Genomic DNA, 26348 nt, shown 5'->3' on the forward strand with positions numbered 1-26348 from the left:
TATCCCATAACACTATATTCCAGCCGATGGTGATACATGTGAATATTATTAATGCTCGGAACATTAAGAACTTACCTTTATCTAATTATCTGAACTTCAAAATTAAAATTGTAGGCATATCCAATCGTAAAGGCACCAGCAACAGCACTAATTGTTCGGGTTTCAATATCAATAAATACATCAAAGATGGTATGACCGTTCAGGAATACCAGGATATGGTAGAGCAGCGATTTGATCATGATAATGACCGTCAATACTCACTGACAAAGCACTTAAGATACGATATTGAAAAAGGGCATATTGAGCTTCATAGTTCTGTAATCTAAGATAGATTGACGAACATTTTGCATTCTCATATTACCGAAATATCTGACTGGTAATACAATACCGATATTATCGGTGGAAGGAGTCATGTATGACCCCACGCGAGATAGAGTTGCTCACCATTGCCAAGTTAGAGCATGAAGGCCACCAGCTCACCCAGGCAGACCAACGAGAGATACACCGCTCAATACAGAGCAGTATCGCGTACAGCGCTAAATACCGCAGCATGATGACCAGCCCAGCCTACCAGTGGAAGAAGCCTGCTCTGAGACGCTGAGGTGAAATACTTAATTCTACTCTTCTTAACATTTAAGATGGATTCATAAAAAATTTGAATGTACTATTTTTTATGAAGAAGTCAGCCGTAATGTATATTTCGCCCAAAAAACGACTTGATCTTGTGTCAATTGGGAGTTAGTGTATTAACTGAACCCTGACTCCCGAGCTTCATGTTGTACGACATGCGGCGCTCTTAAGGAGGCAGGGTTTTTTATGGGATAAAGCTATGGCAAAGTATCAAATTTTTGCTGATGAGGCATGGACTCATGGCACACCTCCGCCCAACCGCTATCACTGTTTTTTTGGCGGGATTTTAGGTTCGGAATCAGATGTAGATAGACTACAAACTGATCTAACTAAAATAAAAATGAGAAATGGAATAACTCAAGAGGTGAAGTGGTCTAATGTTTCACCTGAAAACGTGACTTACTATCGTGAGTTAATTGATTGCTTTAAATATCATATATTGAACCACAATATTAAGTATCGCCAAATGTTTAGGGATAGAGCACATCATCCCGTCCATGACCCATTGCAACCACCTCAGACCGAGTTAGATGTACAATTTCTTATTTACTATCAATATCTAAAACACTCGTTTGGTTGTAAGCATCTCCCTATCGATCCTGCTGGTACGACTATATTAGTCAGGTTGGACGGGCACTCAAGTGAGCGTCACAAAACCACCCTAACTGAATTTTTGGAGCGCCTGCCAGATACTTGGGGGAGAAAGGATATTACGGTTAACGTAACTTATGAAAACAGCAAGAACTCAATTCGATTGCAAGTATGCGATCTATTTATGGGGGCCGCTGGTTACTATGGTAATAAATTTCATTTGCGTCGCCCAAACAATAGGCGTGGCATGTCAAATAAGCAAAAAATAAAATATGAAATGTCATCATATATTTATAATGCCATAAGAGAAATTGATAAAATTTCTAGAGGTTCTAAAGCATTCAACTGGTTTGAGTCTACAGGAGCATCTGGTGACACAAAGAATTATTTTGATCATTGCCTAAGGATTTGGAAGTTTATACCAGAGAGGCATGTGATAAATAAAGGTTGGCAAAATGACAACCTTGACAAGCAAGGCCGTTTTGTTAGGGATAATTTTTAAATATAAACTTTAATTTTAATAGTTTGTTGGGTTTACATTAAAGCATTAGCCCGCCGGATGGGCTGGTGCTTTATAGATGCCATGCTGTGTCGCACAAAATCGTTATTTATTATTAGCTTTCTGACGCTTCCAAGCGCTGTAAATGTCCTTATCCCACGCCTTGCCCGCTTTAGTCTGATAACCAGCCTCATTGAGCCGTTCAGCAATAACACGGCCATTGTCGAATCCTTCCCGTATGGTGCCAGTGACTATCTGGATCACCGCCGCTTCATTGTAGGGACGTGGGGGAATGCCCTGTTTACCGCCAACCAGCGCAGCAGCAGCCGTCTCCATGCGTTCTACCAACGCCAGCATACGCGAATCAGGATTGTTACCTTGCAGGCTAAGTTTCTGGCGTACAGCATCAATAAGCCACGCCGTTTTATCTGAGCCGGAATCGCTCACGGCAATAGTAAATGATTCAACCAGCTCAGGGGGAAGGCGAAAGGTTAACGATTGGGATTTACTCATAATAACCACCAGCATCAAGGGAATATAAAACCATTTTACTGCTGTAAGACAATGTAAGACAGCATTGATATGCTACATGTGGGATTATCCCGTATGTAGACTTTGCAAGTCAGCAATACTGACACACAAATGTTAAAGCTCAGTCTGGTAAGAGGGGCATATCTACGGCGAAGCTGAATAAAGACCGCGAGAAGTACGGGTGTTGTGATATCGCAATACCTTACCGAGAAGGTGAAGAGCGTGCTGAGGATTTGGTACGCAAAGAAGAGGTACGCAAGCAGGTACGCAGCAAAATCATGCTTTTGAGTGCGTCACTTAAAGCGGGCAACCGTCATGAATTTAAGACTGTTTAGGACGGATTAGAATCCTAAACTTACGCAAACCTGCATACACCAAGGTTTTGTTGCAAACTGACGATAACTCACGTCTTAAATTTTATGTGGGTTATTGTAGCGGTTCATTGCCGCATGATTAGTTATATTAAGATTGTCATTTCGAAAGCATCAATAACCTGCCGCCTATTGGTGCGCATGGCTTTAATGGGAATTTCTACTAGCATGACAGCAAACTAAAATCGGTATCCATTGGCGAGGTATCCAAACTGGTATCCACCGAAATGCATAGTTTCCACTGGTGAGGTTTCCACGGAGGTTTCCAGCAAAAAGCACCATTAAAACCTGCAACCTCAATTCAGGTTTGGCTACCACGGTTAATCAATCCGCACCACTTCCCCCTCAATGGCTTCACGCTTCCCACCATCATCACGCATAGCCACACAGGAGCCAGGCAAGGCATAACGCGAGACGTTACACCATACGCCTTTCCCATCACCAGACTGAGTTGTGTCCTGTCTTTGCTCATAGCTCGTTATCTTTTCCAACAAGCCAGCCTTAACCATTGATTCCAGCGTTCGCCGGGTTGATTCGAGCTGGTGGCGCTTATCGAATGACGTCATGCCATTAATCAAATAGGCCACACCGGAAACATCAAGTGGAGGTGCGCCAATCTCACCCGTTACCCATTCGAGGTTGCCCGGTTCGTAATAGCTCAATATCTCTTTTTTGCGGCTGGTCATTCTCATGGCGGGATAATTCCTTAATGTGGGATACATCTATCCTACATTAATATTATCGACGGAGAGGTAACAATGTTGGTAGCTGTTATACATATAGAATTCCGCAAAGAAGTAAAGCTATCAAATTCACTATAGAATGATATTTTATGAATATTCATGCTTCCTCTTAAGGCGACGGATATGGCTAAAGACCTAACTACCTCCGAACATGATAGGCAGAACATCCTTAATAACTCCTATGCACTAACTCATGCAGCGAAACACATGTCTTTAGGAGGGATTGAATTTAATGGTGAACGGCTATTCACCAAAAGTCAGTTAATGGAGATATTCGGCATTAGTGATGCGACAGTTGAAAGGTATATCTCAAATTATAGTAGTGAGTTGAAGAACAATGGTTACCGGCTCATAAAAGGAAAAGAGCTTAGAGAATTCAAAAACTTACACCATGTCTCCCTCATCAGTGAGGGTAACAAAGCACCCACTATCGGAGTGTTTAATTATCGGGCCGTTCTCAATTTCGCAATGTTACTTGTAGAGAGTGAGCAGGCGAAAATCATTCGAACACGATTACTTGATATCGTAATCGATACCCTAGCGGAGAGGGCTGGCGGACATACCAAATACATTAATCAACGGGACGAAGATTATCTGGTTGCGGCATTTAAAGAAGAAAGCTACCGCAAAAAATTTACAGACGCTCTCGATGAGTATGTTGAAGATAACGGCTGGAAGTACGGGAGGTTAACAAACTTAATTTATCAGAGCATCTTTCACGAAAACGCGACTGAGTACCGTAGAGTCTTGAAGCTTCACCAGCATGATAAAATTCGCGACACAATGTATTCAGAAGTGCTGACCCTAATTGCCAGCTTTGAAGCGGGTTTAGCACATGAAATGAAGCAAAAATGTACCAGTTTAGGGCGAAAAATAACCTGCAAAGAGGCAGAGTCAATTTTAGGTGTAATGGAAAAACACCCTCTTTACGAACCAATGCTTGTAGATGTCAGAACTAAAATGGCAAGTCGTGACCTCTGCTTTCGCGACGCATTACACGAAAAACTAGAAGCATATGTAAAAGCCGTACCAGCTGGTGACTTCGAGCGTTTTCTTGGAGAGAAAAGTAAATCTTTGGAAGAACGATTGAATGACCCCGAAACACTTGAAGTCTTTAAAAGACTGAAAGATCGCTAGGGATAACCATGGACGAAATACAGCTTAATTACTTTGAAATTAACCATGCAATTCAAGTGCATGATTGGATTATAGAAAACTCTGGCGGACTTCATGGAATAAAAGATATTGGTGTGCTGGATAGTGTTTTAGAACACATACAGAATGATTGGTACTATCCAACTTTCGTTGAAAAATTGAGCCATTTGTTTTTTGCCATCAACAAATTTCATGCTTTTAACGATGGCAACAAACGATCAGGAATTGCCCTATCAACATATTTCTTAGAAATTAATGGGTTTGAACACTGCGTTCAGCTATTTGTAAGAGAAATGGAGAATATCGCTGTCTGGGTAGCTGACGGTGCGATAGGTAAAGACCTGCTTAATCAGATAATCCATGACCTGATCCTTTGTGAAGAGATGATGGAAGGAACTAAGTTAGAAATAGCTTTAGTTGTATCTGCTCATCAACGCTAATTAACTAGCACTCTGTTTTATCGTGTACACAAGGGTGTACCTAAAGAAAAATCGCATTATCACAAACCAATATACCACAAGACATATAGCCACCTACTCTACAAACAGATTCAATATCGAGTAAGTTATCACGCTAGCACTCACTAAGTCTCACTGCCCCTCGAAGTACACCTCAAGCCCGTGTCACTACGGGCTTTTTTAGCGCTATAAATTTTTATGGTCGAATACTTTCTACAACCATATATTCCCCCTGGGGTTGATTGAATTTTCAGCAATGGAAATGTAAATTTAAGAAGTAACAACATGCGTACATATGCCTCAATCCAAGCCAGAGCCAATACTTCAGAAGTTCTGAACTCTGCAACTCACGATGAACCGATGGGAATTGCTTGCAAAGAGAGTAGCGCCGTAGTGGTGAAAAGGTTATTTAATGGTTTGTGATATACACTAACCACAGCTCATGCTTAGTATCACCCGTCCTAGGTTACTATTCAGTCTGAGTCAGGTGAATCAATGGGAAAGGTTTCCCCTCGCCATCCAATTCTGAGCGACCGATTTTTATAAATCCGCATTTTAGATAAAAAGTTAATGCCGCTGGATTTTGCTCATTCACATCCACACGCAACTTTCCCTTTAAATGCTGAGCATGAACCAGCAACGCTTTACCAATACCTTTACCGTGATAAGCGGGATCAATAAACAACGTTTCTACTTTGTTACTATCCAGGCCGATAAATCCTACGATCTCGGTACTATTTTCAAATAACCACACCTCCAGAGCAGGTAAATAGATATCCCGCACCTGTGGCAAATAAAACTGAATATCAGTTTCGGTTAAGAATAAATGTGTTTCTCTTACTGCGAGTTCCCAAACCTCAACCAAACGGGATATATCCGCAAGTGTCGCCTTTCTTATCATCTATACCTCAAATTTTCACCTCAGAGACAAGCGTAATTATCACTGACCGTAGAAGGATGAAACAAGACCGTATTTGTTCCAAACAACGCGAGGTGAGCACTTTTTTCCCTAGCCATCAGGTGTATGTTGAATAAATATAATCAGTTACTGATTAATCGCTTAACGATAGTCGCAAATAATACTCATGTCAGTGTAGAGTATGTAGGTAAGGAGAAAACATGCAGTTAACCGTATTAGTTGATAATAATACCTTGATAGATAAGTACCTTACCGCCGAACCTGGTGTCTGCTATCACTTACGAATTGACGAAAAATCATTTCTTTTTGATACCGGTTACTCCGATGTTTTTCTGAGTAATGCGGCCATTTTAGGCATTAACCTGACTGAGATAGACAGTATTGTCCTTTCTCATGGGCATAACGACCATAGCTGGGGGCTAAACCACCTTGCACAGCATCTTGATCGGGTAAACCATCAATATGCCAAGAAAATAAAGATTGTTGCTCATCCCAATGCTTTTCTGCCGAAATACTATGAAGATAAATCTATAGGGGCTAATTTACCGGCGGATGGTTATCCGATGCTTTTCGAACGGGTCGAACAGCCTGGGGTATATTACCTTACCGATAATTTACTCTTTTTAGGGGAGATTGCGCGTAACAACGATTTCGAAGGGCTAGAGCCTATTGGCGAAACTGTCGATTGCTGCGGCCATAAAGTTGAAGATTTTGTTACCGATGATAGTGCAATGGTTTATACCAGCCCTGAAGGTATCGTAATAATCACAGGCTGCTCTCACTCTGGTATCTGCAATATTATCGATTATGCTATTAAAGTTACCAACGATAAACGTGTGCGTGCAGTTATTGGCGGCTTTCATTTATTAAATGCCAGTAGTGAGATTCTATCCAGAACATCTGACTATTTTAAACAACTCAATGCTAAAGCAGTTTATCCCTGCCACTGTACTGATCTTAAAGCCAAAATAGCCCTAGCTAATACAGTTAATATTGAAGAAGTCGGCGTTGGCATGATACTGAACTTTTAGTAATTAAAGTGCCCAATTTGAGCAGTAATAACGAGAATCATCTGATTATTATAATTCCATAATATTTGTAAGTGTTTGTGTATGGCAAGAGGTTTAAAGCTAATGCATAATCCCTGCTGGAATTTTAACGCTCAAATAAGAAGGATTTCGTAATGCTTAAGAATGTACTTTTTTTCGATGCTTTGCTAACACCAAAAATTCTTACTGGTTTATATTGGCTTTTACTGGTGCTCATCATTATTTCCGGCGTATTTGTAATGATAAATACCAGCGTCATCGGCGGCTTTTTTAGCATCCTTGCTGGTGGCCTTACTTCTCGAATCTGTTTTGAAATGATCATGATCGCATTCAAAAACAATGAATATCTGAAAAGAATCGCAGAAAAACCATAATTGGGATTTGGGTATTCTTACTTCATTTGAAATGGAATACCCTAATTGCTCACCATTTTGCTGTTGTAGTGATGTTAACCCGCCCAAAGTCACACTTCTCTCCCTCGAACAAGCGGCTCTTCTTCATTATTTTATCAATTAAAATATTTTGTACAAATCAATGTAACAATATAAAAAATATGATGTTTTTTTATTTTTTCCATGCTTACCTTTCTTCTTATGCCACAATTTGAGAGCAGAAAGGGCATTTAATATGTTTATGACTACTATCTAATATCAGGTATGAAGAAATTACACATATACTTTATTGGTTGGTCGGTCTAGACAGGGTCGTTTTATAAGGGCCAGAATTACCACCATCACAGGGTAAGCCAGAAATAGCGTTGCTTAAATTTTCTGGCTAAGGTAAGTAAAAGACACATATACACTTTTAGGGGATCGCGTATGTTCGAAGACCAAAACACATCGATCCTTGATACCTATTTTGGTACCCATAGCCCTTTTTGGCGACTGGCTTTTGATAGTCAAGCTTTAGAGTTGTCAGCGATTAAAGGGACTACAAATATTGCTATTCCCCTTAATTCAGTTCAAACAATGAAAATTCGGGGCTTAACCGGCATTACTGCCAGTTTAGATATTGAAATCGAGATTTATGGTAATCCACTTCATTTACATCTGGTGGGCCGTAAAGTTAATGACAAAGAATGGGGCGGAACGGCTTCCGCGTACGCGGATACTGAATCAGTAGCGCGCGATTTAGTAATGGGGCTTTCCTTTGCAGAACAAGTGGTTTCTGAAGCTAACTCAGTCATTGTGATTCTCGATAAAGATGGTTATGTACAGCGTTTCAATCACCTTAGCGAAGAATATACCGGTAAAAAAGAACAAGATGTCATTGGTAAAAATGTTTACGACTTGTTTATGACAGCCAAAGAGGGAGCCTCATCACGTAAAAATATTGAGGGCTTCTTCCAGCGCGGTGCATCTTACGAAGTTGAGCGTTGGGTTAATACCGTAAAAGGAAAACGTCTCTTTTTATTCCGCAATAAGTTTGTTCACAGTGGCAGTGGCAAAAACGAGCGTTACCTTATCTGTTCTGGTACCGATATTACTAAAGAAAGGCGTGCTCAAGAGCGTTTGCGGATTTTGGCTAATACCGACATGATTACTGGCCTGCCTAATCGCCACGCTATTCATGAACGTATTAATAGCGCGATCCTAACTCGTGGTGATTCTTCGGTGGGGATTATTTACCTCGATCTCGATAATTTTAAAAAAGTGAACGACCATTACGGTCATATGTTTGGTGATCGCTTACTGAAAGATGTCTCACTCGCCATTTTAAGTTGTTTGGGTGAAAGTGAAATGCTTGCCCGGTTAGGCGGTGATGAGTTTATTGTTCTGGTCGAGAATGCCTCGATGAGCTTACTGGAGGCAACTACACAGCGTATTCTCAACCGCATGAAATTGCCCTTCCGAGTAGGATTGATTGAAGTATATACTGGGTGCTCTATCGGGATAGCACTGTGCCCTGAACATGGCGATACACTAGAGAATATTATCCGTAGCGCAGATACTGCCATGTACACCGCAAAAGAACATGGAAAACAGACCTATTCGATTTTTTCACAAGAGATGAATAAGAAAGTATCTGAATACGTCTGGCTAGATACCAATTTACGTAAGGGTTTAGAACAACATCAATTACAAGTTTTTTACCAACCCAAGATATCTGCCAAAACGGGTAAAGTTCATAGTGTCGAAGCATTAGTCCGATGGTTATCACCTGAGCGTGGTTTAATCGCCCCACTTGAATTTATCTCCTATGCCGAAGAATCCGGGTTGATCGGACCATTGGGAAAATGGGTACTGCAAACCTCAATGCAACAAGCGGTAAATTGGAAAAAACGTGGAATTAACTTGCGGGTGGCAGTCAATGTGTCAGCCAGGCAATTAATTGATGAAGCTATCGTAACCAGCTTTATTGAGTCTCTTGAATCCAGCGAATTAGAATCAAGTTTGGTTGATGTTGAATTAACCGAAAGTTGCTTAATTGATGATGAAGATGCAGCTATCAATATCATGAAACAACTACGTCACTTGGGTGCTCAGGTTCATTTGGATGACTTCGGCACTGGCTATTCTTCACTTTCTCAATTGGCCCGTATCCCTATTGATGCCATTAAATTGGATCAAAGTTTTGTTCGTAATATTGATAATAATCCTATTTCACAATCTCTGGTTAAAGCCATTATCGTTGTCGCTGAGGCACTTAAAATGCGGGTGATTGCAGAAGGTGTGGAAACTAAAGGGGAAGAAGAATTCCTAGATTCTATTGGCATTGATGAAAAGCAGGGATTTCTTTACGCCAAACCAATGCCCGCAGATGAACTGGAGCATTGGCTGGTAACACAACACCCTCACCTTTCATTGGATTAGGTGCATAACGTTATATTGCTTTTGGCATTGCCGAAGTATGCCGGTCTTGTAACGTAACCAACCGTTCGATATAGGCAATATCTTTCGGCTCAATAGAAAATGCAGAATCAACCCAATCCTCAGTGATATCCATCAGTTCTGAACGCGTTAATTGTAAAACACGTTGCCGGACCCTAATCATCGCTCTCATACCATTTAACTTCGGCCTGATCGTATCTATAAAGGTGCGAGTAGCAAGATAAGCATCTCCCGGCTGAAATAACTTATCAACTAAGCCACGACTCTCATACCATTCCGCTGCATGAGACTCACCCGTCCAAATCAATTGTTCAGCTACCCTCATTCCTGCTTTTCTGGCAACAAGCGAATACCCCCCCATGCCAGGAAATAGATTAAATGCAATTTCTGGGAATCCCATTCTGGCTGTAGTTTGTGCCAGAACAAAATGATGGGCTAATGCTGCCTCAAAGCCGCCACCTAACGCGCTGCCCTCAATCATCGCAATAGAGATAGCACCAGTATCAAAGCCACGGGAAGCCGCATGAACACAATCTACGCATGCACGCGCATATGCCATTAACGCTTCTCGTTTGCGGTTTTTGATCATATGCGCGAAAAAGTTTAAGTCCCCCCCTACATTAAACATATTGGGCACCACCGAACCCGTCACCCAAAAATCAAAAGGTAACTTTGATTCTTTAGCAGCTTGCGCGAGTGTCATAATATTTTCAATTAACTCCAGATTAAAACAAGGGCGCGGATGAGCGCGCAACAACATCCACATGGTATTACGCTCTTCTTCGTAATAGGCCGATATTTGAGATAAGTGGCCAGCCTCAGTAAAAGGGCGGCAGCTAGGAAGATTAATCATATTCATATTCCATCCAATGAGTTAGTTAAACACAAATAGTGCTATTTCTGCCGGATCCTCCTTGAGGACGCGCTAAACTTGCCGGAGTGATGGCAACTTAAGCTGGCAGATAAATAGTGAGTCACTCAATGGATAAATGATGAGAAAAGCAGTAAAAATTTTAACAATACGCATGTTTAGAGCTGTGTTAAGGCGCTAAATAGAATATATATTGCCAAGGCGGTAGAATTTCAGATGAAAAAAGCCTGCCGTTATGGATAAAATACTGGCTGAACTTTATCCCTGACGGATTTTTTATGCTGCAAATTCTGCACTTTCTTTTAGCGTTGATGACTATTGCAATACTGGCGTTGTTAGCCAGTCGTGACCGAAAAAATATTAGACTGCGCTATATTTTTCAGTTATTGGTTTTAGAAATTGCACTGGCTTATTTCTTTTTACACTCAGAAAATGGCCTGGGTGCGATAAAGTATTTTGCTGGATTATTCGAAACACTGATGAAATTTGCCTCAGTCGGTACTAGTTTTGTTTTTGGGGGAATGAACGAACAAGGCTTAGCATTTATATTCATGAACGTTCTTTGCCCGATCATTTTCGTTTCGGCACTGATTGGGATTTTACAGCACTTTCGTATATTGCCACTCATCATACGGGTGGTGGGCACGTTGTTATCCAAAGTAAATGGCATGGGGAAACTGGAGTCTTTCAATGCCGTAAGTACATTGATTTTAGGACAATCAGAGAATTTTATTGCTTACAAAGGGATTATTGCTGATATATCACCACGTAGAATGTACACCATGGCAGCAACGGCGATGTCAACAGTGTCCATGTCGATTGTAAGCGCTTATATGACTATGCTTGAGCCAAAATTTGTAGTAACTGCATTAATATTGAATATGTTTAGTACTTTTATTGTTCTTTCTATTATTAATCCTTACCCTGTTACTGAAGAACCCGAATTAAAGCTAAACAAACTTAATGAAGACCAAAGTTTTTTTGAGATGTTGGGGGAATATATTCTGGCTGGTTTTAAAATCGCTATGATTATAGCCGCGATGTTAATCGGGTTTATTGCCATAATTTCTGCTATTAATGCTTTATTTAGTAGCTTATTCAATATCAGTTTCCAAGAAGTGCTGGGATATCTATTTTATCCGCTTGCTCTGCTGATTGGCATTCCTACTCAGGATGCGTTACAGGCGGGGAGTATTATGGCTACCAAACTGGTGGCAAATGAGTTCGTTGCCATGATTGAATTAAAGAAAGTAGCAGCCGAAATGTCTCCACGTGGCTTAGGCATTCTTTCTGTCTTTTTAGTATCTTTTGCTAACTTTGCCTCAATTGGTATTGTTGCTGGTGCCATCAAAGGGCTGAATGAGCAACAAGGGAATATCGTTTCACGATTCGGATTAAAATTAGTCTATGGTTCAACCTTGGTCAGTTTACTTTCTGCCGCCGTTGCAGGACTTATTTTGTAATAAGGCAAGCTTTCATTCTAAGCCAAAAATAGTGCTATCAGCCTTTTATCTCTCGTAAATTGGAGATAAAAGGCTTGAAATGAATGTTAGAAATCTACGCACACAGTAGTATCAACTCGCATGACAGATTCTTGTGAAAACTGCTGTTTATAGCGGGAGCGCAGAGCTTCAATGGCGTCTTCTTTGCCATCTTTATGAATAAGGACTAATGCCTTACTGCTTTCTTTGGCAACTTTCCCATCATTTCCCAACCATTGCCCCTTGGCATCAATTACGGTCAAGCCTTCATCGAAGCGGCTAGTCACATCATTATCGACAAAAGACTGCCATTCAGTGATAGAAATAGCGGGGCCATGAGGCCGATTCAAACCGAAGTAGAGTGTGGTTTGTGTCATTGACTCACCTTTAATACAGGTCGGAGGTACAACTTTCACCGCTACAGTGTTTGCATGACCAGCGTTATCAACACAACCGCCCAGTAATACCCCGATAGCAACCATACCGGCAAACAATGCCCCACGATAACGCAACGGATTAACACGATTGTCCATGAACAAATCTCACTGAAATAAAAGATAAAAACTACCATCCCCTGAATGACTCTGCAATCACGCAAGAGGATCATACAAGCGTACTAATGTACTCTCACAGAGCTTTAACCTACTATTTTTACCCTACAATTATTCATGCCTAATTATTAATACATTCTTTTTTTATTTATATTTATTAGATATATAATTAATAAATTGATTAGTTAAAGTAATCTTAAATATATGACTTAGAAAATCTCAGTCGCGACAACCAGCCTTAGTCACTACTCTGCGGCCTTTACTGCCCTTAAGAAATTTGATTCATTATGCTACTCAGTGTTCTTTATATTATTGGTATTACAGCTGAAGCCATGACCGGGGCACTGGCTGCGGGCCGCCGTCAAATGGATATGTTTGGTGTCATTATTATTGCATCTGCAACGGCAATTGGTGGTGGTTCAGTCCGAGATATGCTGCTGGGCCATTATCCGCTGGGTTGGGTTAAACACCCGGAATACATTGTTATTGTCGCCGTTGCTGCAATCGTCACAACTTGGATGGCACCACTAATGAAGCATTTACGCCATTTGTTTTTGGTGCTTGATGCAATTGGGCTGATTGTTTTCTCTATTATTGGGGCACAAATCGCTCTTGATATGGGCCACAGTACGATAATTGCCGCCATTGCGGCCGTCATTACCGGCGTTTTTGGCGGCGTCCTGCGCGATATGTTCTGTAACAGTATCCCCTTGGTATTCCAGAAAGAAATCTATGCTGGTATCTCATTCGCTGCCGCCTGGATCTACATTGCTCTGCAATACACACAACTGTCACATAATTGGGTTGTTATCATTACACTCGTCACCGGGCTAAGTGCACGACTGTTAGCATTACGATTCCGGCTGGGCCTGCCAATCTTCAAATATGACCATTCAGAGCATTAAGTCAGGTACGTGAAGGTTTACTCCTCAAGTTGGAACCCGCTAATATTCTGTTGCGATAAAAAGTCAGCCATAGCTTGCACCTCTGGGTGGTGTAAGAAATGAGTAATCTGTTTTGCTCGAATCGGCCCAATACCCGGTATTAAACTCCACTCGGCGATACTGCGTTGTTGTAGTGACCGCCATTGAGAATTGACAAGTGTACCCTGCGCAAAACCCAATGCCTGTAGCCATTGGGAAAAGGGTTTTTCCCTTGTGCTTTGAAATTGCTGATAAATATTTTCAGCACGGGCTATCCCTATGCCAGGAACATCCGCTATTTGGTCTTTCGTGAGAGATAGCCACCCCACCAAATCATTGATCAGCCCATGATGGATCAGCTCTCGCCAATATCCACTACTAACACTTTGTATATCTAGTCCTTTTTGGCCACTAAGCCATGTCAAACGAGAGAGAAGTTGCGGCTCACATTCAGGAGGGATAAGGCGAAAACAGCTCAATTGATGAAATTGATCCTCTGCTGGAGGAGTGAACGTCTGCCGTTGGCTTACCCGCCAAACAACACTATCCAACCGTGGAATACCATGCCCGGCCAGTGCGATAACGATTTGATCGCCAGATGTAATATCCCACTGCCGCCAACGCGCGACCGAGCCAACATTCACTCGCCGAATCCATTTGTCATCAATTTTTACTGGTGAAACCTGTAAAACGACTGTCACTCTACCAGTGCGGCCTATCGTGAAATGTATATCTTTAATTTCAGCAAGTTGCTGCTGTGGTGGGTATTTCCACGCCACAACCCAGTGCCCCGGAACGGCCTGCCAGTAGCGTCCGGCTGGCTCCTGTTCCTGACGGATAACAACGCCATCAGTTACAAAAGGCAGCGGTGTTTGCAACCAGTGTTTGCGAAAGTGTGCAACATCGCGACTTGATACTATTGGTTTGCTGTATTTAGCGGTCAAGGGGAAGCCCATCGCTTGCAATAGTGTCCCTTTCTCCACCATGCTGCTTGGTCCATCAGGCCATGCCCATATAAAAATGCCCAATTGGGGTAGTAATGCCGCTGGAGACTTACGCATAAGTGCGCCAGCAACTGTCGCCCTGGCATTGGCACCACCAGACGATGCTTGTTGATGGTCGTCCATTTGCAGGAATAGCTCCCCTTGCAGCGTTAACCAGGGAGGAGCGGTAGCAATATATTGAGGAATAGCAGTAATAAATGGTGCTTTGTCAGTCCAGTTCTGGCCTTTCAAACCATTTCCTCGACTGAGAAGTTGCATCAGTTTTCCATCCTGATACACCAGTGTTACTGCAACGCCATCTATTTTAGGCTGCACCCAGAGATTTTTCCGCCCCACCATCCAATCAGCCAGTGCAACTTCATTTTTAAGTTTTTTTAGTCCGGTATGCGCAACCGGATGAAGAAACTTCCCATTACCAGGAGTAAGTCTGTTTTCCTGTTTGTCCGGCAATAAATGGCATGACTGCCATAACTGCAATTTTTCCTGCAATTGATCGTAAACATCATCGGCATGCACGCTAATACCTTGCTGATGGTAAGCCACATTCCACTTATCCAGTTGTTTCTTGAGTGAGTTAATTTCAACCGACATTCTTTCTGGCGGCCATTCAGGGCAGATAGCTTCCGCTCTGGAGGACCAATGTATAAAACTGACTATCAACAGAACAAATATTTTTAAATTCAGCATGCTCATAAGTCCCTTTCCTTGGTGGCCGGAAGTAAAACCTGAAATGTCTTATCCGTCGAAGACCAAAAAAATTAAATGCGGGCGCTACCGAAAAATAGTTTTCTGCTTACAGCAACAAATGAAAATTACGCAATCTTCGCCGCAAAATCAGAAAATCGAGCTGTTTACAGACGAAACATTCAGGTGAAATGTGTTGTAACGCTGCATGACGCGTAGCAGCCGTGTATACTGTGCGGAGATTCACACTTCTGCTTTCTATATACACCCAAAGTAATTGGTGTTGCGGATAGGTAGCAAGCGAGCAAATCCTGATGCGCTGACTAAAGTCAGTGTTTTTGGAGAGAGGGCTGCTAGCGCCGTTGCAACGTCAAGTAAGAAGGGTATATCAACCTAATCAACTGAAACGTCATCATGGTCCAAGGCACGCTATACATCGTTTCCGCGCCCAGTGGGGCAGGGAAATCAAGCCTGATTCAGGCTTTGTTAAAAACACAACCGCTGTACGACACGCAGGTTTCTATTTCCCATACCACGCGTGCAATACGTCCGGGTGAGAATCACGGTGAACATTACTTCTTCATTTCTAAAGAAGAGTTTTGCCAGATGATTGATGACGATGCTTTCCTTGAGCATGCCAAAGTATTTGAAAATTACTATGGCACCTCACGTTTGGCGATTGAGCAGGTTCTTGCAACCGGTGTCGATGTATTTTTAGATATTGATTGGCAAGGTGCGCAGCAAATTCGCGCAAAAATGCCCACTGCACGCAGTATTTTTATTTTGCCGCCATCCAAGGAAGAATTGGATCGCCGCTTGCGAGGCCGTGGGCAAGATAGCGAAGAGGTTATCGCTAAGCGAATGGCGCAAGCTGTCGCCGAGATGACCCATTACGCTGAATATGATTATTTAATCGTAAATGATGATTTCAATCTGGCTTTATCTGATCTGAAAACCATTATTCGCGCAGAACGACTGCGTTTAGGCCGCCAGAAACAGCGGCATGACGCTTTAATCACCAAATTATTGGCAGACTGAACCGAGTTTCAGTATCATGCCCCGTCATTTCGTCACCTGTGGAGTAGCAGAATTATGGCACGCGTAACTGTTCAAGACGCTGTAGAGAAAATTGGTAACCGTTTTGACCTGGTGTTGGTCGCTGCTCGTCGGGCACGTCAAATCCAGTCCGGCGGTAAAGACGCACTGGTTCCAGAAGAAAACGATAAAGTTACTGTGATTGCGCTGCGCGAGATTGAAGAAGGCCTGATTACTAATCAGATTCTCGATGTTCGTGAACGCCAAGAACAGCAAGAGCAGGAAGCCGCAGAGATCCAAGCGGTAACCGCGATTGCTGAAGGTCGTCGTTAATTAGACAGCGAGTCTGCCTTGTACCTGTTTGAAAGCCTGAATCTGCTGATTCAACGTTACCTGCCAGAGGAGCAGATTAAGCGCCTCAAACAGGCATATCTTGTTGCACGTGATGCTCACGAGGGTCAGACACGCTCCAGTGGTGAGCCTTATATCACTCATCCTGTTGCTGTGGCCTGTATTCTCGCGGAGATGCGGCTCGATTACGAAACCTTAATGGCGGCGTTATTACATGACGTCATTGAAGATACTCCTGCTACATATCAAGATATGGAGCAGTTGTTTGGGAAAAGCGTAGCCGAGCTGGTCGAGGGTGTTTCTAAACTCGATAAACTGAATTTTCGTGACAAGAAAGAAGCTCAGGCGGAAAATTTCCGCAAAATGATCATGGCGATGGTGCAGGATATCCGCGTTATTTTGATCAAACTGGCTGACCGCACACATAACATGCGAACGCTGGGTTCCTTACGCCCAGATAAACGTCGCCGCATTGCACGTGAAACCCTTGAAATATACAGCCCACTGGCCCATCGGCTGGGTATCCATCATTTAAAAACCGAGCTGGAAGAGCTGGGTTTTGAAGCGCTCTACCCCAATCGCTATCGCGTAATTAAAGAAGTGGTGAAAGCCGCACGTGGTAACCGCAAAGAGATGATTCAGAAAATCTTGGCGGAGATTGAAGGGCGTCTGACTGAGGCCGGTATTCCTTGCCGAGTCAGTGGTCGTGAAAAGCATCTCTATTCCATTTATTGCAAAATGAACCTGAAAGAGCAGCGTTTTCACTCCATCATGGATATCTATGCTTTTCGGGTAATAGTCAAAGAAGTCGATACTTGCTACCGCGTGTTGGGTCAGGCTCACAGCCTGTATAAGCCACGCCCCGGTAGAGTGAAAGACTATATTGCCATCCCTAAGGCTAACGGCTATCAATCGTTACATACCTCATTAATCGGCCCTCATGGGGTTCCGGTCGAGGTACAGATTCGTACTGAAGATATGGATCAGATGGCCGAAATGGGGGTTGCTGCACACTGGGCTTATAAAGAGCAGGGTGAGTCTGGCACCACCGCACAAATTCGCGCTCAGCGCTGGATGCAAAGCTTGCTGGAGTTACAGCAAAGTGCAGGCAGCTCATTTGAATTTATTGAAAGCGTAAAATCTGATTTATTCCCTGATGAGATTTACGTTTTCACCCCAGAAGGGCGCATCGTTGAATTACCCGCCGGTGCGACACCTGTCGACTTTGCCTATGCCGTGCATACCGATATTGGCCATGCCTGTGTAGGTGCGCGTGTTGACCGTCAGCCCTACCCGCTTTCTCAGTCACTGAACAGTGGCCAGACCGTTGAGATTATTACCGCTCCGGGTGCTCGGCCAAATGCGGCCTGGCTGAACTTTGTTGTCAGCTCGAAAGCGCGAGCTAAAATTCGCCAGTTGCTGAAAAACCTGAAACGTGATGAATCGGTGAGCCTTGGCCGCCGGTTACTGAATCATGCGTTAGGAAATGGTCGAAAACTGTCTGATATTTCTGAAGATAATATCAAACATGAACTGGACCGTATGAAACTGGCGACGCTAGATGATTTGCTAGCAGAAATTGGCTTGGGTAATGCGATGAGTGTGGTAGTGGCCAAAAACCTGTTGGGTGACCTATCAACGCTGGCTACCTCTGGCACCCGTAATCTGGCAATCAAGGGTGCCGATGGTGTCCTTATTACCTTTGCCAAGTGCTGCCGTCCTATTCCTGGTGACCCGATTATCGCTCATATCAGCCCAGGCAAAGGTTTGGTTATCCATCATGAGTCTTGCCGTAATATCCGTGGCTACCAGAAAGAGCCTGAGAAATTTATGGCGGTTGAGTGGGATCAAGAGACTGAACAAGAGTTCATTGCTGAAATTAAAGTCGATATGTTCAATCAGCAAGGTGCTTTGGCAAATCTGACTGCGGCAATCAATGCAGCCGAATCTAATATTCAGAGCCTGAATACTGAAGAGAAAGATGGCCGGGTATACAGTGCCTTTATTCGCCTGACTACCCGTGACAGGGTCCATCTGGCTAACATAATGCGTAAGATTCGTATCATGCCAGATGTGGTTAAAGTCAGCCGTAATCGTAACTAACGCCTATGAATCCTCAACGCTATGCGCGGATTTGTGAAATGCTGGCTACCAGGCAGCCGGACCTAACGGTTTGCCTGGAGCAAGTACATAAACCTCATAATGTATCCGCTATCATTCGTACAGCTGATGCTGTCGGTATCCATCAAGTACATGCAATTTGGCCAACGACTCAGATGTATACACGACTCTCTTCCGCGGCCGGCAGCAACAGTTGGGTACAAGTCAAAACACACACTCATATTAGCGATGCCATTGCTCATCTGAAATCACAGAACATGCAAGTTCTGGCAACGCATCTGTCTGATAATGCTGTCGATTTTCGTGAAATAGACTATACCCGCCCAACCTGTATTTTGATGGGACAAGAGAAGACCGGTATATCTGAGGAAGCGTTAGCACTCGCGGACCAAGACATCATTATTCCGATGATCGGCATGGTGCAATCACTCAATGTTTCTGTCGCGTCTGCGTTGATTTTATATGAAGCCCAACGGCAGCGGCAAAATGCAGGTATGTATCAGCGAGCAAAAAGTGTCTTGTCCGGAGATGAGCAGCAACGGTTACTGTTTGAGGGGGGCTATCCGATATTGGCACAAGTCGCCAAACGGAAAGGGCTACCTCAACCACATATTGATGAGCAGGGTCAGGTTATTGCCGATGCACAATGGTGGTCTGCCATGCAAGCCACGGAGTCTTAAATGAAAGGCCGCCTGCTGGATGCAGTACCCCTCAGTACACTTTCCGGTGTTGGCGCAAGTCAGGCTGGGAAGCTGGCTAAAATGGGGTTGGAAACCATCCAAGACCTACTGCTTCACCTCCCACTGCGTTATGAAGATCGTACTCGCCTGTATCGTATTGGCGATTTAATGCCTGGCCTCTCGGTTAATGTTGAGGGCGAGGTTCTACGTTCTGATATCACCTTTGGCCGCCGCCGCATGATGACCTGCCAAATCAGCGACGGTAGTGGTGTTCTCACTCTGCGTTTCTTTAACTTCAACGCTGCGATGAAAAACAGTTTGTCTCCGGGCAAGCATGTTATCGCCTACGGCGAAGTCAAACGGGGCAATACCGGGGCGGAAATCATTCACCCTGAATATCGGGTGCATGGCGAGAACATTGGCGTTGAATTACAAGAGTCCCTGACACCCGTTTATCCCACCACCGAAGGGATTCGTCAGGCGACCTTGCGCAAACTTATCGATCAAGCGCTGGCGATGCTGGATACTTGTGTTATTGCCGAATTATTGCCGATTGAGTTAAGCCGCTCACTCATTAGCTTGCCAGAAGCTATTCATACCCTGCATCGCCCACCAGCAAATATTCAGTTGACTGATTTAGATCAAGGCAAGCATCCTGCACAGCGGCGATTAATCATGGAAGAGCTAGTCGCTCATAACCTCAGTATGTTGGCTGTCCGGGCCGGCGCGCAAAGCTATCGGGCATTACCGCTATTGGCAGAGCAACAGCTCAAACAACGTTTTCTGGCCGCGCTACCTTTCAGCCCCACGCATGCCCAGCAACGGGTAGTGGCGGAGATTGAGCAGGATATGACCCATAACTTCCCGATGATGCGATTGATTCAAGGGGACGTTGGCTCAGGAAAAACATTGGTTGCAGCCCTGGCCGCGCTACGGGCAATTGCTCACGGCAAGCAGGTTGCTTTGATGGCACCCACCGAATTACTGGCAGAACAACATGCCTCCACTTTCCGCCAATGGCTAGAACCGTTGGGGCTGCAAGTGGGCTGGCTGGCTGGCAAGCAAAAAGGTAAAGCCCGTATAGCACAGCAAGAAGCTGTCGCCAGCGGTCAGGTTGCAATGGTTGTTGGCACCCATGCGATGTTTCAAGAACAGGTGCAGTTCTCTGGACTGGCGCTGGTTATTATTGATGAACAACATCGTTTTGGTGTTCATCAACGGCTCGCTTTATGGGAAAAGGGCGAGGAGCAAGGTTTCCATCCACATCAACTCATTATGACCGCGACCCCAATTCCAAGAACGCTGGCCATGACTGCCTATGCAGATCTTGATACCTCAGTGATTGATGAGCTTCCGCCAGGTAGAACACCGGTGACTACAGTGGCAATCCCTGATACCCGCCGCAGTGATGTTATCCAGCGAGTTAAAAATGCCTGTCTGGAAGAGGGTCGGCAAGCTTATTGGGTCTGCACACTGATTGAGGAATCGGAAGTCCTGGAAGCGCAGGCCGCCGAAGTAACTTGTGAAGAACTGAAAATTGCTTTGCCGGAAATTAAAGTCGGTTTAGTTCATGGGCGCATGAAAGGACCAGAAAAACAGGCAGTTATGCAGGCATTTAAACAGGGTGAGTTGCAGCTATTGGTGGCAACCACAGTGATCGAGGTTGGGGTCGATGTGCCTAACGCCAGCCTGATGATAATCGATAACCCGGAACGCTTGGGGTTAGCGCAATTACATCAGTTACGAGGCCGTGTCGGCCGTGGTGCTATCGCCTCTCATTGTGTATTACTCTATAAAACGCCGTTGAGTAAAACCGCCCAGATGCGTTTGCAAGTGTTGCGTGATAGTAATGATGGCTTTGTCATTGCCCAGCGAGATTTAGAAATCCGTGGACCGGGCGAATTGTTGGGAACACGGCAAACTGGAAGTGCGGAGTTCAAAGTGGCTGATTTACTGCGCGATCAGGCGATGATTCCCGAAGTCCAACGGGTAGCTCGCCATCTGCACCAGCAATATCCTGAACATGCACGCGCATTGATTGAGCGCTGGCTACCAGAGCGAGCGCGTTACACTAACGCTTAATAAATAAGGGGCAGGTAAACCCACCCCTAAGTGCAGTTACCCTACCACCGCTGGGAATATTGGCAGTAAAAGATACAGCTTAATCACGATCGCATTAGCGATATCAATAAAGAATGCGCCAACCATTGGTACCACTAAGAACGCCAGATGAGATGGGCCAAAACGGTCAGTAATCGCTTGCATATTGGCGATTGCAGTCGGTGTTGCACCCAGACCAAAACCACAGTGCCCCGCCGCCAGTACCGCTGCATCATAGTTTTTTCCCATGATGCGATAAGTGACAAAGATAGCGTACAACGCCATCGCCAGTGCCTGAACTGACAAAATTACCAGCATCGGTAATGCCAGTGAAGCCAGCTCCCAGAGCTTCAAACTCATCAGTGCCATTGCCAAAAACAGTGACAGACTGACATTGCCCAGCACTGATACCGCACGATCAAAGACTTTATAGAAGCCGATTGCCGACAACGTGTTACTGAGGATAACCCCGACAAACAGTACACAAACAAAGATTGGCAGTTCAAACATCGTGCCCTGCAACCAACCCGCAATCACATTGCCTGCCATCAGGCAGATAGCTATCATGGCGATGGTTTCAACTAACACCAACGAGGTGATCATGCGCCCCGCCGAAGGCTTTTCAAATGCGGAAGGGACTTCGCTGTCCTCCGGCGTACCATCGGGTGTGGAAGAGCGCTTCACCAGGTAGCGGGCTACCGGGCCACCAATCAATCCCCCCAGCACCAAACCAAATGTTGCACAAGCCATAGCAACTTCTGTTGCATTTTCAAAGCCATAGCGTTCAGAAAAGAGTTTACTCCACGCAGCACCAGTACCGTGCCCACCTGATAAGGTAATTGAGCCAGCTAGTAACCCCATCAACGGGTCTAGCCCCATCAATTTAGCAAGCGCAATACCAATTGCGTTCTGCATGAGCAACAAACCAATGACCACAAACACAAATACGCTCAAAGCTTTGCCGCCAGCACGTAAGCTAGCCAGATTGGCATTCAAACCAATAGTTGCAAAGAATGCCAGCATCAAGGGATCTTTGAGCGACATATCAAAACTGATTTCCCAGCCAAGAGTCTTTTGCATCAGCAACATCAAGAAGGCAACCAACAAACCGCCGGCTACTGGTTCAGGAATAGTGTATTTTTTCAGGAATGGGACAGTTTGTACGAGTTTTCGGCCTAATAATAAAACCAAGCAGGCCGCGACTAGCGTGCCATAGGTATCGAGATGAAACATCTTGGTACTCCATGCGATTGAAATATCGATTAAAAATATGACGTTAGACAGTTCCTTAAAAACGCCAAAACAGTTAAGGAAGGGATTAGAAGAAAAAACGCCGCCCATTACAAGTTTAGTAATAGAAAAATGCAGGTGAGCACCGAATAGAATTATTTTTAAAAACGCAGCGCAACCGATTGCTTTTGTGAGCCGGATCATTAAAATGCCCTCTTTGCCGATCCGGGAATGCCACTCCATGTCTACGCAATCCGCCGAGCTTGATACTCCACAGCAAGCAGCCACTCGCCCCAGCGAATTGATTTACCGTTTAGAAGACCGCCCCCCACTCGCCCAAACATTGTTCGCTGCTTGCCAGCATTTATTGGCGATGTTTGTCGCAGTGATAACCCCTGGCTTATTAATTTGTCAGGCGCTGGGACTACCAGCGGAAGATACCCAACGCATTATTAGCATGTCGCTATTTGCCTCCGGCTTGGCATCGTTACTGCAAATTAAAACTTGGGGGCCAGTTGGCTCTGGCCTATTATCGATTCAGGGCACCAGTTTTAACTTTGTTTCGCCATTGATTATGGGTGGCCTGGCGCTAAAAAACGGCGGCGCAGATATCCCAACCATGATGGCGGCACTGTTTGGTACGCTAATGGTGGCGTCCTGCACCGAAATTATACTTTCCCGCTTCCTGCATCTGGCGCGCCGCATTATCACCCCACTAGTATCTGGTATCGTGGTGATGATCATCGGTTTGTCATTGATTCAGGTTGGGCTGACATCAATTGGCGGCGGTTATGGTGCAATGAGTGACCATACCTTTGGCGCACCGAAAAACCTGCTATTAGCGGGTGCCGTATTAGTCGTGATTATTCTACTGAACCGCCAGCGCAACCCGTATTTGCGTGTGGCCTCTTTAGTCATTGCGATGGCCGTGGGTTACTTGCTGGCCTGGTCGTTGGGTATGTTGCCAGAGAGCCGCCCGGTGGTAGATACCGCGCTGATCACTATCCCAACACCACTCTATTATGGCCTCTCCTTTGATTGGAATCTGCTGGTACCACTGATGTTAATCTTCATGGTGACCTCACTGGAGACCATTGGTGATATCACCGCGACCTCGGATGTCTCTGAACAACCTGTTCATGGCCCGTTGTATATGAAACGCCTGAAAGGTGGTGTGCTGGCGAATGGTTTGAACTCCATGCTGTCGGCAGTGTTCAACACCTTCCCTAACTCCTGCTTCGGCCAGAACAATGGCGTGATCCAGTTGACCGGTGTTGCCAGTCGTTATGTCGGTTTCGTTGTCGCACTGATGCTGATTGTTCTGGGCTTGTTCCCGGCGGTTGCAGGTTTCGTGCAACATATTCCTGAACCAGTGCTGGGGGGCGCCACGCTGGTGATGTTCGGTACCATTGCAGCTTCCGGCGTGCGTATTGTCTCTCGTGAAATACTCAATCGGCGCGCTATTATGATTATGGCTCTGTCATTGGCAGTTGGTATGGGTGTGGCACAACAGCCATTGATTCTACAATTCGCGCCAGATTGGGTAAAAACGCTGCTTTCTTCCGGGATTGCTGCCGGTGGTATTACTGCCATTGTGCTTAACTTACTCTTCCCACAAGAAAAATAATCTTTACATCAACACGTCAATGAAATGGCCGGTCGTAAACGATCCCGGCCATTTTTTTATCGCCGGATAACTGATTGTCTATTGAGCTCATGGACAAATTACGGCATAAACAGGGTTCCGTATCACCGACAGGCGTGGAAAGACCGGATGAAATTTCTCGGGAAAGTGCTGCTAACGTTATTACTACTACTGGTGCTGTCCGTAGTGCTGTGTTACGTATTGCTCCAAACCAGTTGGGCTGCCGGTTGGCTGAGCCGTTGGGTTAGTGATAATAGTGAATATCGCCTCTCTCTGGGTAAAATAGACCACTCATGGTCCCAACCGGGACAAATCAGTTTCAGTGATATCACTCTGGGCCGGGCCAATCAGCCTCCGTTTCTTGTTGCCCAACAAGCGCTGTTTGGCCTGAGTTGGCGGCAACTGACCGAGCCTCGTCACCTTCTCAGTCTCAATCTGCAAAATGGTCGTTTAATCCTCAGTAACAGCCCATCACCGCTGCCATTACAGGCTGATACCTTGCAGTTGACTAATATGGCCCTCGATACCACTCTTGAGGCGAAAAACTCAGCAACTCAGTGGAAGATTGCGGGTCAGCAAGTGACTGGCGGTTTGGTGCCTTGGCAGCCACAACCGGGTAATAGCCTTGGCGAAAATGCTCAATTTCAGTTTAGTGCCGGTTCTTTAACCATTAACGGTATTACCGCGCAACAACTTTATCTGCAAGGCTCGATACAGAAAAATGCCCTGACCCTAACCAATTTTGGGGCAGATATCGCGCAGGGTGAATTGACCGGTAACGCCAGCCAAGCGGCTGATGGCAGTTGGCTGGTCGATCGCCTGCGGCTCAGCAATATTCGCCTACAAACACCAGCATCGATAGATGATGTTTGGAATACATTCTTACAACTCCCGCCGATTACGCTAAAACGGTTTGATTTAATTGATGCGCGAGTAGAAGGGAAAAGCTGGGCATTTAATGACCTCGATTTGACGCTAAAAAATATCACGTTTAAACAAGGCGATTGGCAAACAGAGGATGGCGAACTGTCCTTCAATGCCGGTGATATTATCAAGGGTAATATTCATCTGATTGACCCAATAGCAACATTTACTTTATCTCCGGCTGGCGTCGCAATTAATCAGTTCTCAACCCGCTGGCAGGATGGTCTATTAAGAACTCAGGGGAATTGGGCGCGCGATACTCATCGCCTGCAATTGGATGAACTGACACTGGTCGCGCTGGTTTACACTCTGCCTGCCGATTGGAAGCAACAATGGCAACAAACATTGCCAAACTGGCTATCCGAGGTGTACGTCGGCAAGCTTAGTGCTAATCGTAACTTGTTGATTGATATCAGCCCTGACTTCCCCTTCCAGATTACATCGCTGGACGCCGCAGGCACTAACTTACTGTTGGCAAAAAACCATCAGTGGGGTGTATGGTCTGGCTCATTAATGTTGAATGCAGGTAATGCGACATTTAATAAAAATGATATTCGCCGTCCGTCACTGGCCCTCAATGCCAATGAACAACAGATTACATTTAGTGAGTTAAGCGCATTCACCAAAGAGGGCTTACTGGAGTCCACCGCCAGTATTGACCAAACGCCTGCCCGCGCCTTATCACTGGCGCTGACCGGCCGTTCTGTCAATCTGGATATCTTGCAAAACTGGGGTTGGCCAGCATTACCGTTGCATGGCCTGGGCAACCTAAAATTACAGATAAAAGGAAGTCTGGCTGCCGATACACCATTGAAACCTACTGTTAGCGGCTCTCTACAAGCTACTGACAGCAATGGGCAACAAGTCAATCAAACTATGCAGCATGGTGAAGTGCATAGCGTAGCGGGGCAATAAGGGCGTTTTACACTGCCCTACCAGATTGCTGCTGGGTGACAACGCCGATTACATGA

At 44.8% G+C, this 26348-nt stretch carries 25 protein-coding genes; 18 read left to right on the forward strand and 7 right to left on the reverse strand.

Annotation, left to right across the window (positions count from 1 at the left end):
- Nucleotides 1–38 precede the first annotated feature (38 nt).
- From Q2T72_RS21460 to Q2T72_RS21470, 3 genes are all read left to right on the forward strand, one after another.
- Entirely contained in the window at nucleotides 39–326 is a 288-nt protein-coding gene (locus Q2T72_RS21460; RefSeq protein ID WP_229694763.1) for a hypothetical protein, read from the forward strand.
- An 89-nt stretch (nucleotides 327–415) separates the two neighbouring features.
- A complete protein-coding gene (locus Q2T72_RS21465; RefSeq protein ID WP_049647111.1) occupies nucleotides 416–601 on the forward strand; it encodes a hypothetical protein in 186 nt (61 codons plus the stop codon).
- 228 nt (nucleotides 602–829) lie between these two features.
- Nucleotides 830–1723, forward strand: coding sequence for a DUF3800 domain-containing protein (locus Q2T72_RS21470; RefSeq protein WP_372569798.1), 894 nt, complete (start codon nucleotides 830–832; stop codon nucleotides 1721–1723).
- A gap of 102 nt (nucleotides 1724–1825) precedes the next feature.
- Here the strand turns inward: Q2T72_RS21470 and Q2T72_RS21475 are convergent, their stop codons facing one another.
- A complete protein-coding gene (locus Q2T72_RS21475; RefSeq protein ID WP_049647274.1) occupies nucleotides 1826–2233 on the reverse strand; it encodes a hypothetical protein in 408 nt (135 codons plus the stop codon).
- A 709-nt stretch (nucleotides 2234–2942) separates the two neighbouring features.
- Nucleotides 2943–3314, reverse strand: coding sequence for a hypothetical protein (locus tag Q2T72_RS21480; protein WP_049647113.1), 372 nt, complete (start codon nucleotides 3312–3314; stop codon nucleotides 2943–2945).
- A 174-nt stretch (nucleotides 3315–3488) separates the two neighbouring features.
- On the opposite strand from Q2T72_RS21480, the gene Q2T72_RS21485 reads away from it, so the two are divergent.
- The 3 genes from Q2T72_RS21485 to Q2T72_RS21495 all read left to right on the forward strand — a co-directional run bounded on the left by Q2T72_RS21485 (nucleotide 3489) and on the right by Q2T72_RS21495 (nucleotide 5401).
- On the forward strand, nucleotides 3489–4502 hold the full coding sequence (locus Q2T72_RS21485) for a hypothetical protein (RefSeq protein WP_049647275.1): 1014 nt from the start codon (nucleotides 3489–3491) through the stop codon (nucleotides 4500–4502).
- Between the two features lie 8 nt (nucleotides 4503–4510).
- Nucleotides 4511–4960 carry a type II toxin-antitoxin system death-on-curing family toxin gene (locus Q2T72_RS21490; RefSeq protein ID WP_049647114.1) on the forward strand — a complete coding sequence of 150 codons (450 nt, stop codon included), beginning with the start codon at nucleotides 4511–4513 and terminating at the stop codon, nucleotides 4958–4960.
- A 303-nt stretch (nucleotides 4961–5263) separates the two neighbouring features.
- A complete protein-coding gene (locus Q2T72_RS21495; protein ID WP_193784755.1) occupies nucleotides 5264–5401 on the forward strand; it encodes a hypothetical protein in 138 nt (45 codons plus the stop codon).
- Between the two features lie 46 nt (nucleotides 5402–5447).
- Here the strand turns inward: Q2T72_RS21495 and Q2T72_RS21500 are convergent, their stop codons facing one another.
- Nucleotides 5448–5879: a GNAT family N-acetyltransferase gene (locus tag Q2T72_RS21500; RefSeq protein ID WP_083161676.1), complete on the reverse strand. Its 432-nt coding sequence runs from the start codon at nucleotides 5877–5879 to the stop codon at nucleotides 5448–5450.
- Between the two features lie 218 nt (nucleotides 5880–6097).
- Here Q2T72_RS21500 and Q2T72_RS21505 point away from each other — a divergent pair, with 218 nt between their 5' ends.
- The 3 genes from Q2T72_RS21505 (at nucleotide 6098) to pdeR (ending at nucleotide 9759) form a co-directional block, all read left to right on the forward strand.
- The gene (locus tag Q2T72_RS21505; RefSeq protein WP_083161674.1) at nucleotides 6098–6928 is read left to right on the forward strand and encodes an MBL fold metallo-hydrolase; all 831 of its coding nucleotides are present in this window, start codon (nucleotides 6098–6100) and stop codon (nucleotides 6926–6928) included.
- Between the two features lie 152 nt (nucleotides 6929–7080).
- Nucleotides 7081–7320, forward strand: coding sequence for a DUF4282 domain-containing protein (locus Q2T72_RS21510; RefSeq protein ID WP_083161672.1), 240 nt, complete (start codon nucleotides 7081–7083; stop codon nucleotides 7318–7320).
- 444 nt (nucleotides 7321–7764) lie between these two features.
- Nucleotides 7765–9759: a cyclic di-GMP phosphodiesterase gene (gene pdeR / locus Q2T72_RS21515; protein ID WP_083161670.1), complete on the forward strand. Its 1995-nt coding sequence runs from the start codon at nucleotides 7765–7767 to the stop codon at nucleotides 9757–9759.
- A 10-nt stretch (nucleotides 9760–9769) separates the two neighbouring features.
- Here the strand turns inward: pdeR and Q2T72_RS21520 are convergent, their stop codons facing one another.
- The gene (locus Q2T72_RS21520) at nucleotides 9770–10636 is read right to left on the reverse strand and encodes a crotonase/enoyl-CoA hydratase family protein (RefSeq protein WP_102970503.1); all 867 of its coding nucleotides are present in this window, start codon (nucleotides 10634–10636) and stop codon (nucleotides 9770–9772) included.
- A gap of 290 nt (nucleotides 10637–10926) precedes the next feature.
- Here Q2T72_RS21520 and Q2T72_RS21525 point away from each other — a divergent pair, with 290 nt between their 5' ends.
- Nucleotides 10927–12111 (forward strand): NupC/NupG family nucleoside CNT transporter, encoded by a 1185-nt coding sequence (locus tag Q2T72_RS21525; RefSeq protein WP_372569799.1) that lies wholly within the window; start codon nucleotides 10927–10929, stop codon nucleotides 12109–12111.
- 86 nt (nucleotides 12112–12197) lie between these two features.
- Here the strand turns inward: Q2T72_RS21525 and Q2T72_RS21530 are convergent, their stop codons facing one another.
- Nucleotides 12198–12662, reverse strand: a complete 465-nt coding sequence (locus tag Q2T72_RS21530; protein ID WP_372569800.1) for a DUF3574 domain-containing protein — start codon at nucleotides 12660–12662, stop codon at nucleotides 12198–12200.
- Nucleotides 12663–12967: 305 nt separating this feature from the next.
- Here Q2T72_RS21530 and Q2T72_RS21535 point away from each other — a divergent pair, with 305 nt between their 5' ends.
- Complete coding sequence (locus Q2T72_RS21535; RefSeq protein ID WP_083161663.1) at nucleotides 12968–13585, forward strand: trimeric intracellular cation channel family protein; 618 nt, start codon at nucleotides 12968–12970, stop codon at nucleotides 13583–13585.
- A 17-nt stretch (nucleotides 13586–13602) separates the two neighbouring features.
- Here the strand turns inward: Q2T72_RS21535 and ligB are convergent, their stop codons facing one another.
- Nucleotides 13603–15300 carry an NAD-dependent DNA ligase LigB gene (ligB, locus tag Q2T72_RS21540; protein ID WP_372569801.1) on the reverse strand — a complete coding sequence of 566 codons (1698 nt, stop codon included), beginning with the start codon at nucleotides 15298–15300 and terminating at the stop codon, nucleotides 13603–13605.
- Nucleotides 15301–15705: 405 nt separating this feature from the next.
- Here ligB and gmk point away from each other — a divergent pair, with 405 nt between their 5' ends.
- From gmk to recG, 5 genes are read left to right on the forward strand one after another with little or no spacing between them, the layout of a single operon-like run.
- Nucleotides 15706–16329, forward strand: coding sequence for a guanylate kinase (gmk, locus tag Q2T72_RS21545; protein ID WP_005191120.1), 624 nt, complete (start codon nucleotides 15706–15708; stop codon nucleotides 16327–16329).
- A gap of 54 nt (nucleotides 16330–16383) precedes the next feature.
- The gene (gene rpoZ / locus Q2T72_RS21550) at nucleotides 16384–16659 is read left to right on the forward strand and encodes a DNA-directed RNA polymerase subunit omega (protein ID WP_004392061.1); all 276 of its coding nucleotides are present in this window, start codon (nucleotides 16384–16386) and stop codon (nucleotides 16657–16659) included.
- An 18-nt stretch (nucleotides 16660–16677) separates the two neighbouring features.
- Nucleotides 16678–18780: a bifunctional GTP diphosphokinase/guanosine-3',5'-bis pyrophosphate 3'-pyrophosphohydrolase gene (gene spoT, locus Q2T72_RS21555; protein WP_083161661.1), complete on the forward strand. Its 2103-nt coding sequence runs from the start codon at nucleotides 16678–16680 to the stop codon at nucleotides 18778–18780.
- 5 nt (nucleotides 18781–18785) lie between these two features.
- Nucleotides 18786–19478: a tRNA (guanosine(18)-2'-O)-methyltransferase TrmH gene (trmH, locus tag Q2T72_RS21560; RefSeq protein WP_372569802.1), complete on the forward strand. Its 693-nt coding sequence runs from the start codon at nucleotides 18786–18788 to the stop codon at nucleotides 19476–19478.
- Nucleotides 19479–21560 carry an ATP-dependent DNA helicase RecG gene (gene recG / locus Q2T72_RS21565; protein ID WP_372569803.1) on the forward strand — a complete coding sequence of 694 codons (2082 nt, stop codon included), beginning with the start codon at nucleotides 19479–19481 and terminating at the stop codon, nucleotides 21558–21560.
- Between the two features lie 36 nt (nucleotides 21561–21596).
- Here the strand turns inward: recG and gltS are convergent, their stop codons facing one another.
- On the reverse strand, nucleotides 21597–22811 hold the full coding sequence (gltS, locus tag Q2T72_RS21570; protein ID WP_083163981.1) for a sodium/glutamate symporter: 1215 nt from the start codon (nucleotides 22809–22811) through the stop codon (nucleotides 21597–21599).
- Nucleotides 22812–23049: 238 nt separating this feature from the next.
- Here gltS and Q2T72_RS21575 point away from each other — a divergent pair, with 238 nt between their 5' ends.
- Together Q2T72_RS21575 and Q2T72_RS21580 are read left to right on the forward strand one after the other, a co-directional pair.
- Entirely contained in the window at nucleotides 23050–24435 is a 1386-nt protein-coding gene (locus Q2T72_RS21575; protein WP_372569804.1) for a uracil-xanthine permease family protein, read from the forward strand.
- Nucleotides 24436–24582: 147 nt separating this feature from the next.
- Nucleotides 24583–26292: an AsmA family protein gene (locus Q2T72_RS21580; protein WP_372569805.1), complete on the forward strand. Its 1710-nt coding sequence runs from the start codon at nucleotides 24583–24585 to the stop codon at nucleotides 26290–26292.
- The last annotated feature ends 56 nt before the right edge of the window (nucleotides 26293–26348 follow it).

The organism is Yersinia sp. 2466 StPb PI, from assembly GCF_041538325.1.
Taxonomy (GTDB): Bacteria; Pseudomonadota; Gammaproteobacteria; order Enterobacterales; family Enterobacteriaceae; genus Yersinia; species Yersinia enterocolitica_E.

Excerpts from the sequence above, each read along its gene's own strand:
- recG (WP_372569803.1), top strand. The coding sequence starts at position 19,479 with ATGAAAGGCCGCCTGCTGGATGCAGTACCCCTCAGTACACTTTCCGGT.
- Q2T72_RS21580 (WP_372569805.1), top strand. The coding sequence starts at position 24,583 with ATGAAATTTCTCGGGAAAGTGCTGCTAACGTTATTACTACTACTGGTG.
- rpoZ (WP_004392061.1), top strand. The coding sequence starts at position 16,384 with ATGGCACGCGTAACTGTTCAAGACGCTGTAGAGAAAATTGGTAACCGT.
- Q2T72_RS21485 (WP_049647275.1), top strand. The coding sequence starts at position 3,489 with ATGGCTAAAGACCTAACTACCTCCGAACATGATAGGCAGAACATCCTT.
- trmH (WP_372569802.1), top strand. The coding sequence starts at position 18,786 with ATGAATCCTCAACGCTATGCGCGGATTTGTGAAATGCTGGCTACCAGG.
- ligB (WP_372569801.1), bottom strand. The coding sequence starts at position 15,300 with ATGAGCATGCTGAATTTAAAAATATTTGTTCTGTTGATAGTCAGTTTT.
- Q2T72_RS21490 (WP_049647114.1), top strand. The coding sequence starts at position 4,511 with ATGGACGAAATACAGCTTAATTACTTTGAAATTAACCATGCAATTCAA.
- Q2T72_RS21500 (WP_083161676.1), bottom strand. The coding sequence starts at position 5,879 with ATGATAAGAAAGGCGACACTTGCGGATATATCCCGTTTGGTTGAGGTT.
- Q2T72_RS21470 (WP_372569798.1), top strand. The coding sequence starts at position 830 with ATGGCAAAGTATCAAATTTTTGCTGATGAGGCATGGACTCATGGCACA.
- Q2T72_RS21535 (WP_083161663.1), top strand. The coding sequence starts at position 12,968 with ATGCTACTCAGTGTTCTTTATATTATTGGTATTACAGCTGAAGCCATG.
- Q2T72_RS21575 (WP_372569804.1), top strand. The coding sequence starts at position 23,050 with ATGTCTACGCAATCCGCCGAGCTTGATACTCCACAGCAAGCAGCCACT.
- Q2T72_RS21475 (WP_049647274.1), bottom strand. The coding sequence starts at position 2,233 with ATGAGTAAATCCCAATCGTTAACCTTTCGCCTTCCCCCTGAGCTGGTT.
- Q2T72_RS21480 (WP_049647113.1), bottom strand. The coding sequence starts at position 3,314 with ATGAGAATGACCAGCCGCAAAAAAGAGATATTGAGCTATTACGAACCG.
- gltS (WP_083163981.1), bottom strand. The coding sequence starts at position 22,811 with ATGTTTCATCTCGATACCTATGGCACGCTAGTCGCGGCCTGCTTGGTT.
- pdeR (WP_083161670.1), top strand. The coding sequence starts at position 7,765 with ATGTTCGAAGACCAAAACACATCGATCCTTGATACCTATTTTGGTACC.
- Q2T72_RS21525 (WP_372569799.1), top strand. The coding sequence starts at position 10,927 with ATGCTGCAAATTCTGCACTTTCTTTTAGCGTTGATGACTATTGCAATA.
- gmk (WP_005191120.1), top strand. The coding sequence starts at position 15,706 with ATGGTCCAAGGCACGCTATACATCGTTTCCGCGCCCAGTGGGGCAGGG.
- Q2T72_RS21465 (WP_049647111.1), top strand. The coding sequence starts at position 416 with ATGACCCCACGCGAGATAGAGTTGCTCACCATTGCCAAGTTAGAGCAT.
- Q2T72_RS21520 (WP_102970503.1), bottom strand. The coding sequence starts at position 10,636 with ATGAATATGATTAATCTTCCTAGCTGCCGCCCTTTTACTGAGGCTGGC.
- Q2T72_RS21530 (WP_372569800.1), bottom strand. The coding sequence starts at position 12,662 with ATGGACAATCGTGTTAATCCGTTGCGTTATCGTGGGGCATTGTTTGCC.
- Q2T72_RS21495 (WP_193784755.1), top strand. The coding sequence starts at position 5,264 with ATGCGTACATATGCCTCAATCCAAGCCAGAGCCAATACTTCAGAAGTT.
- Q2T72_RS21505 (WP_083161674.1), top strand. The coding sequence starts at position 6,098 with ATGCAGTTAACCGTATTAGTTGATAATAATACCTTGATAGATAAGTAC.
- Q2T72_RS21510 (WP_083161672.1), top strand. The coding sequence starts at position 7,081 with ATGCTTAAGAATGTACTTTTTTTCGATGCTTTGCTAACACCAAAAATT.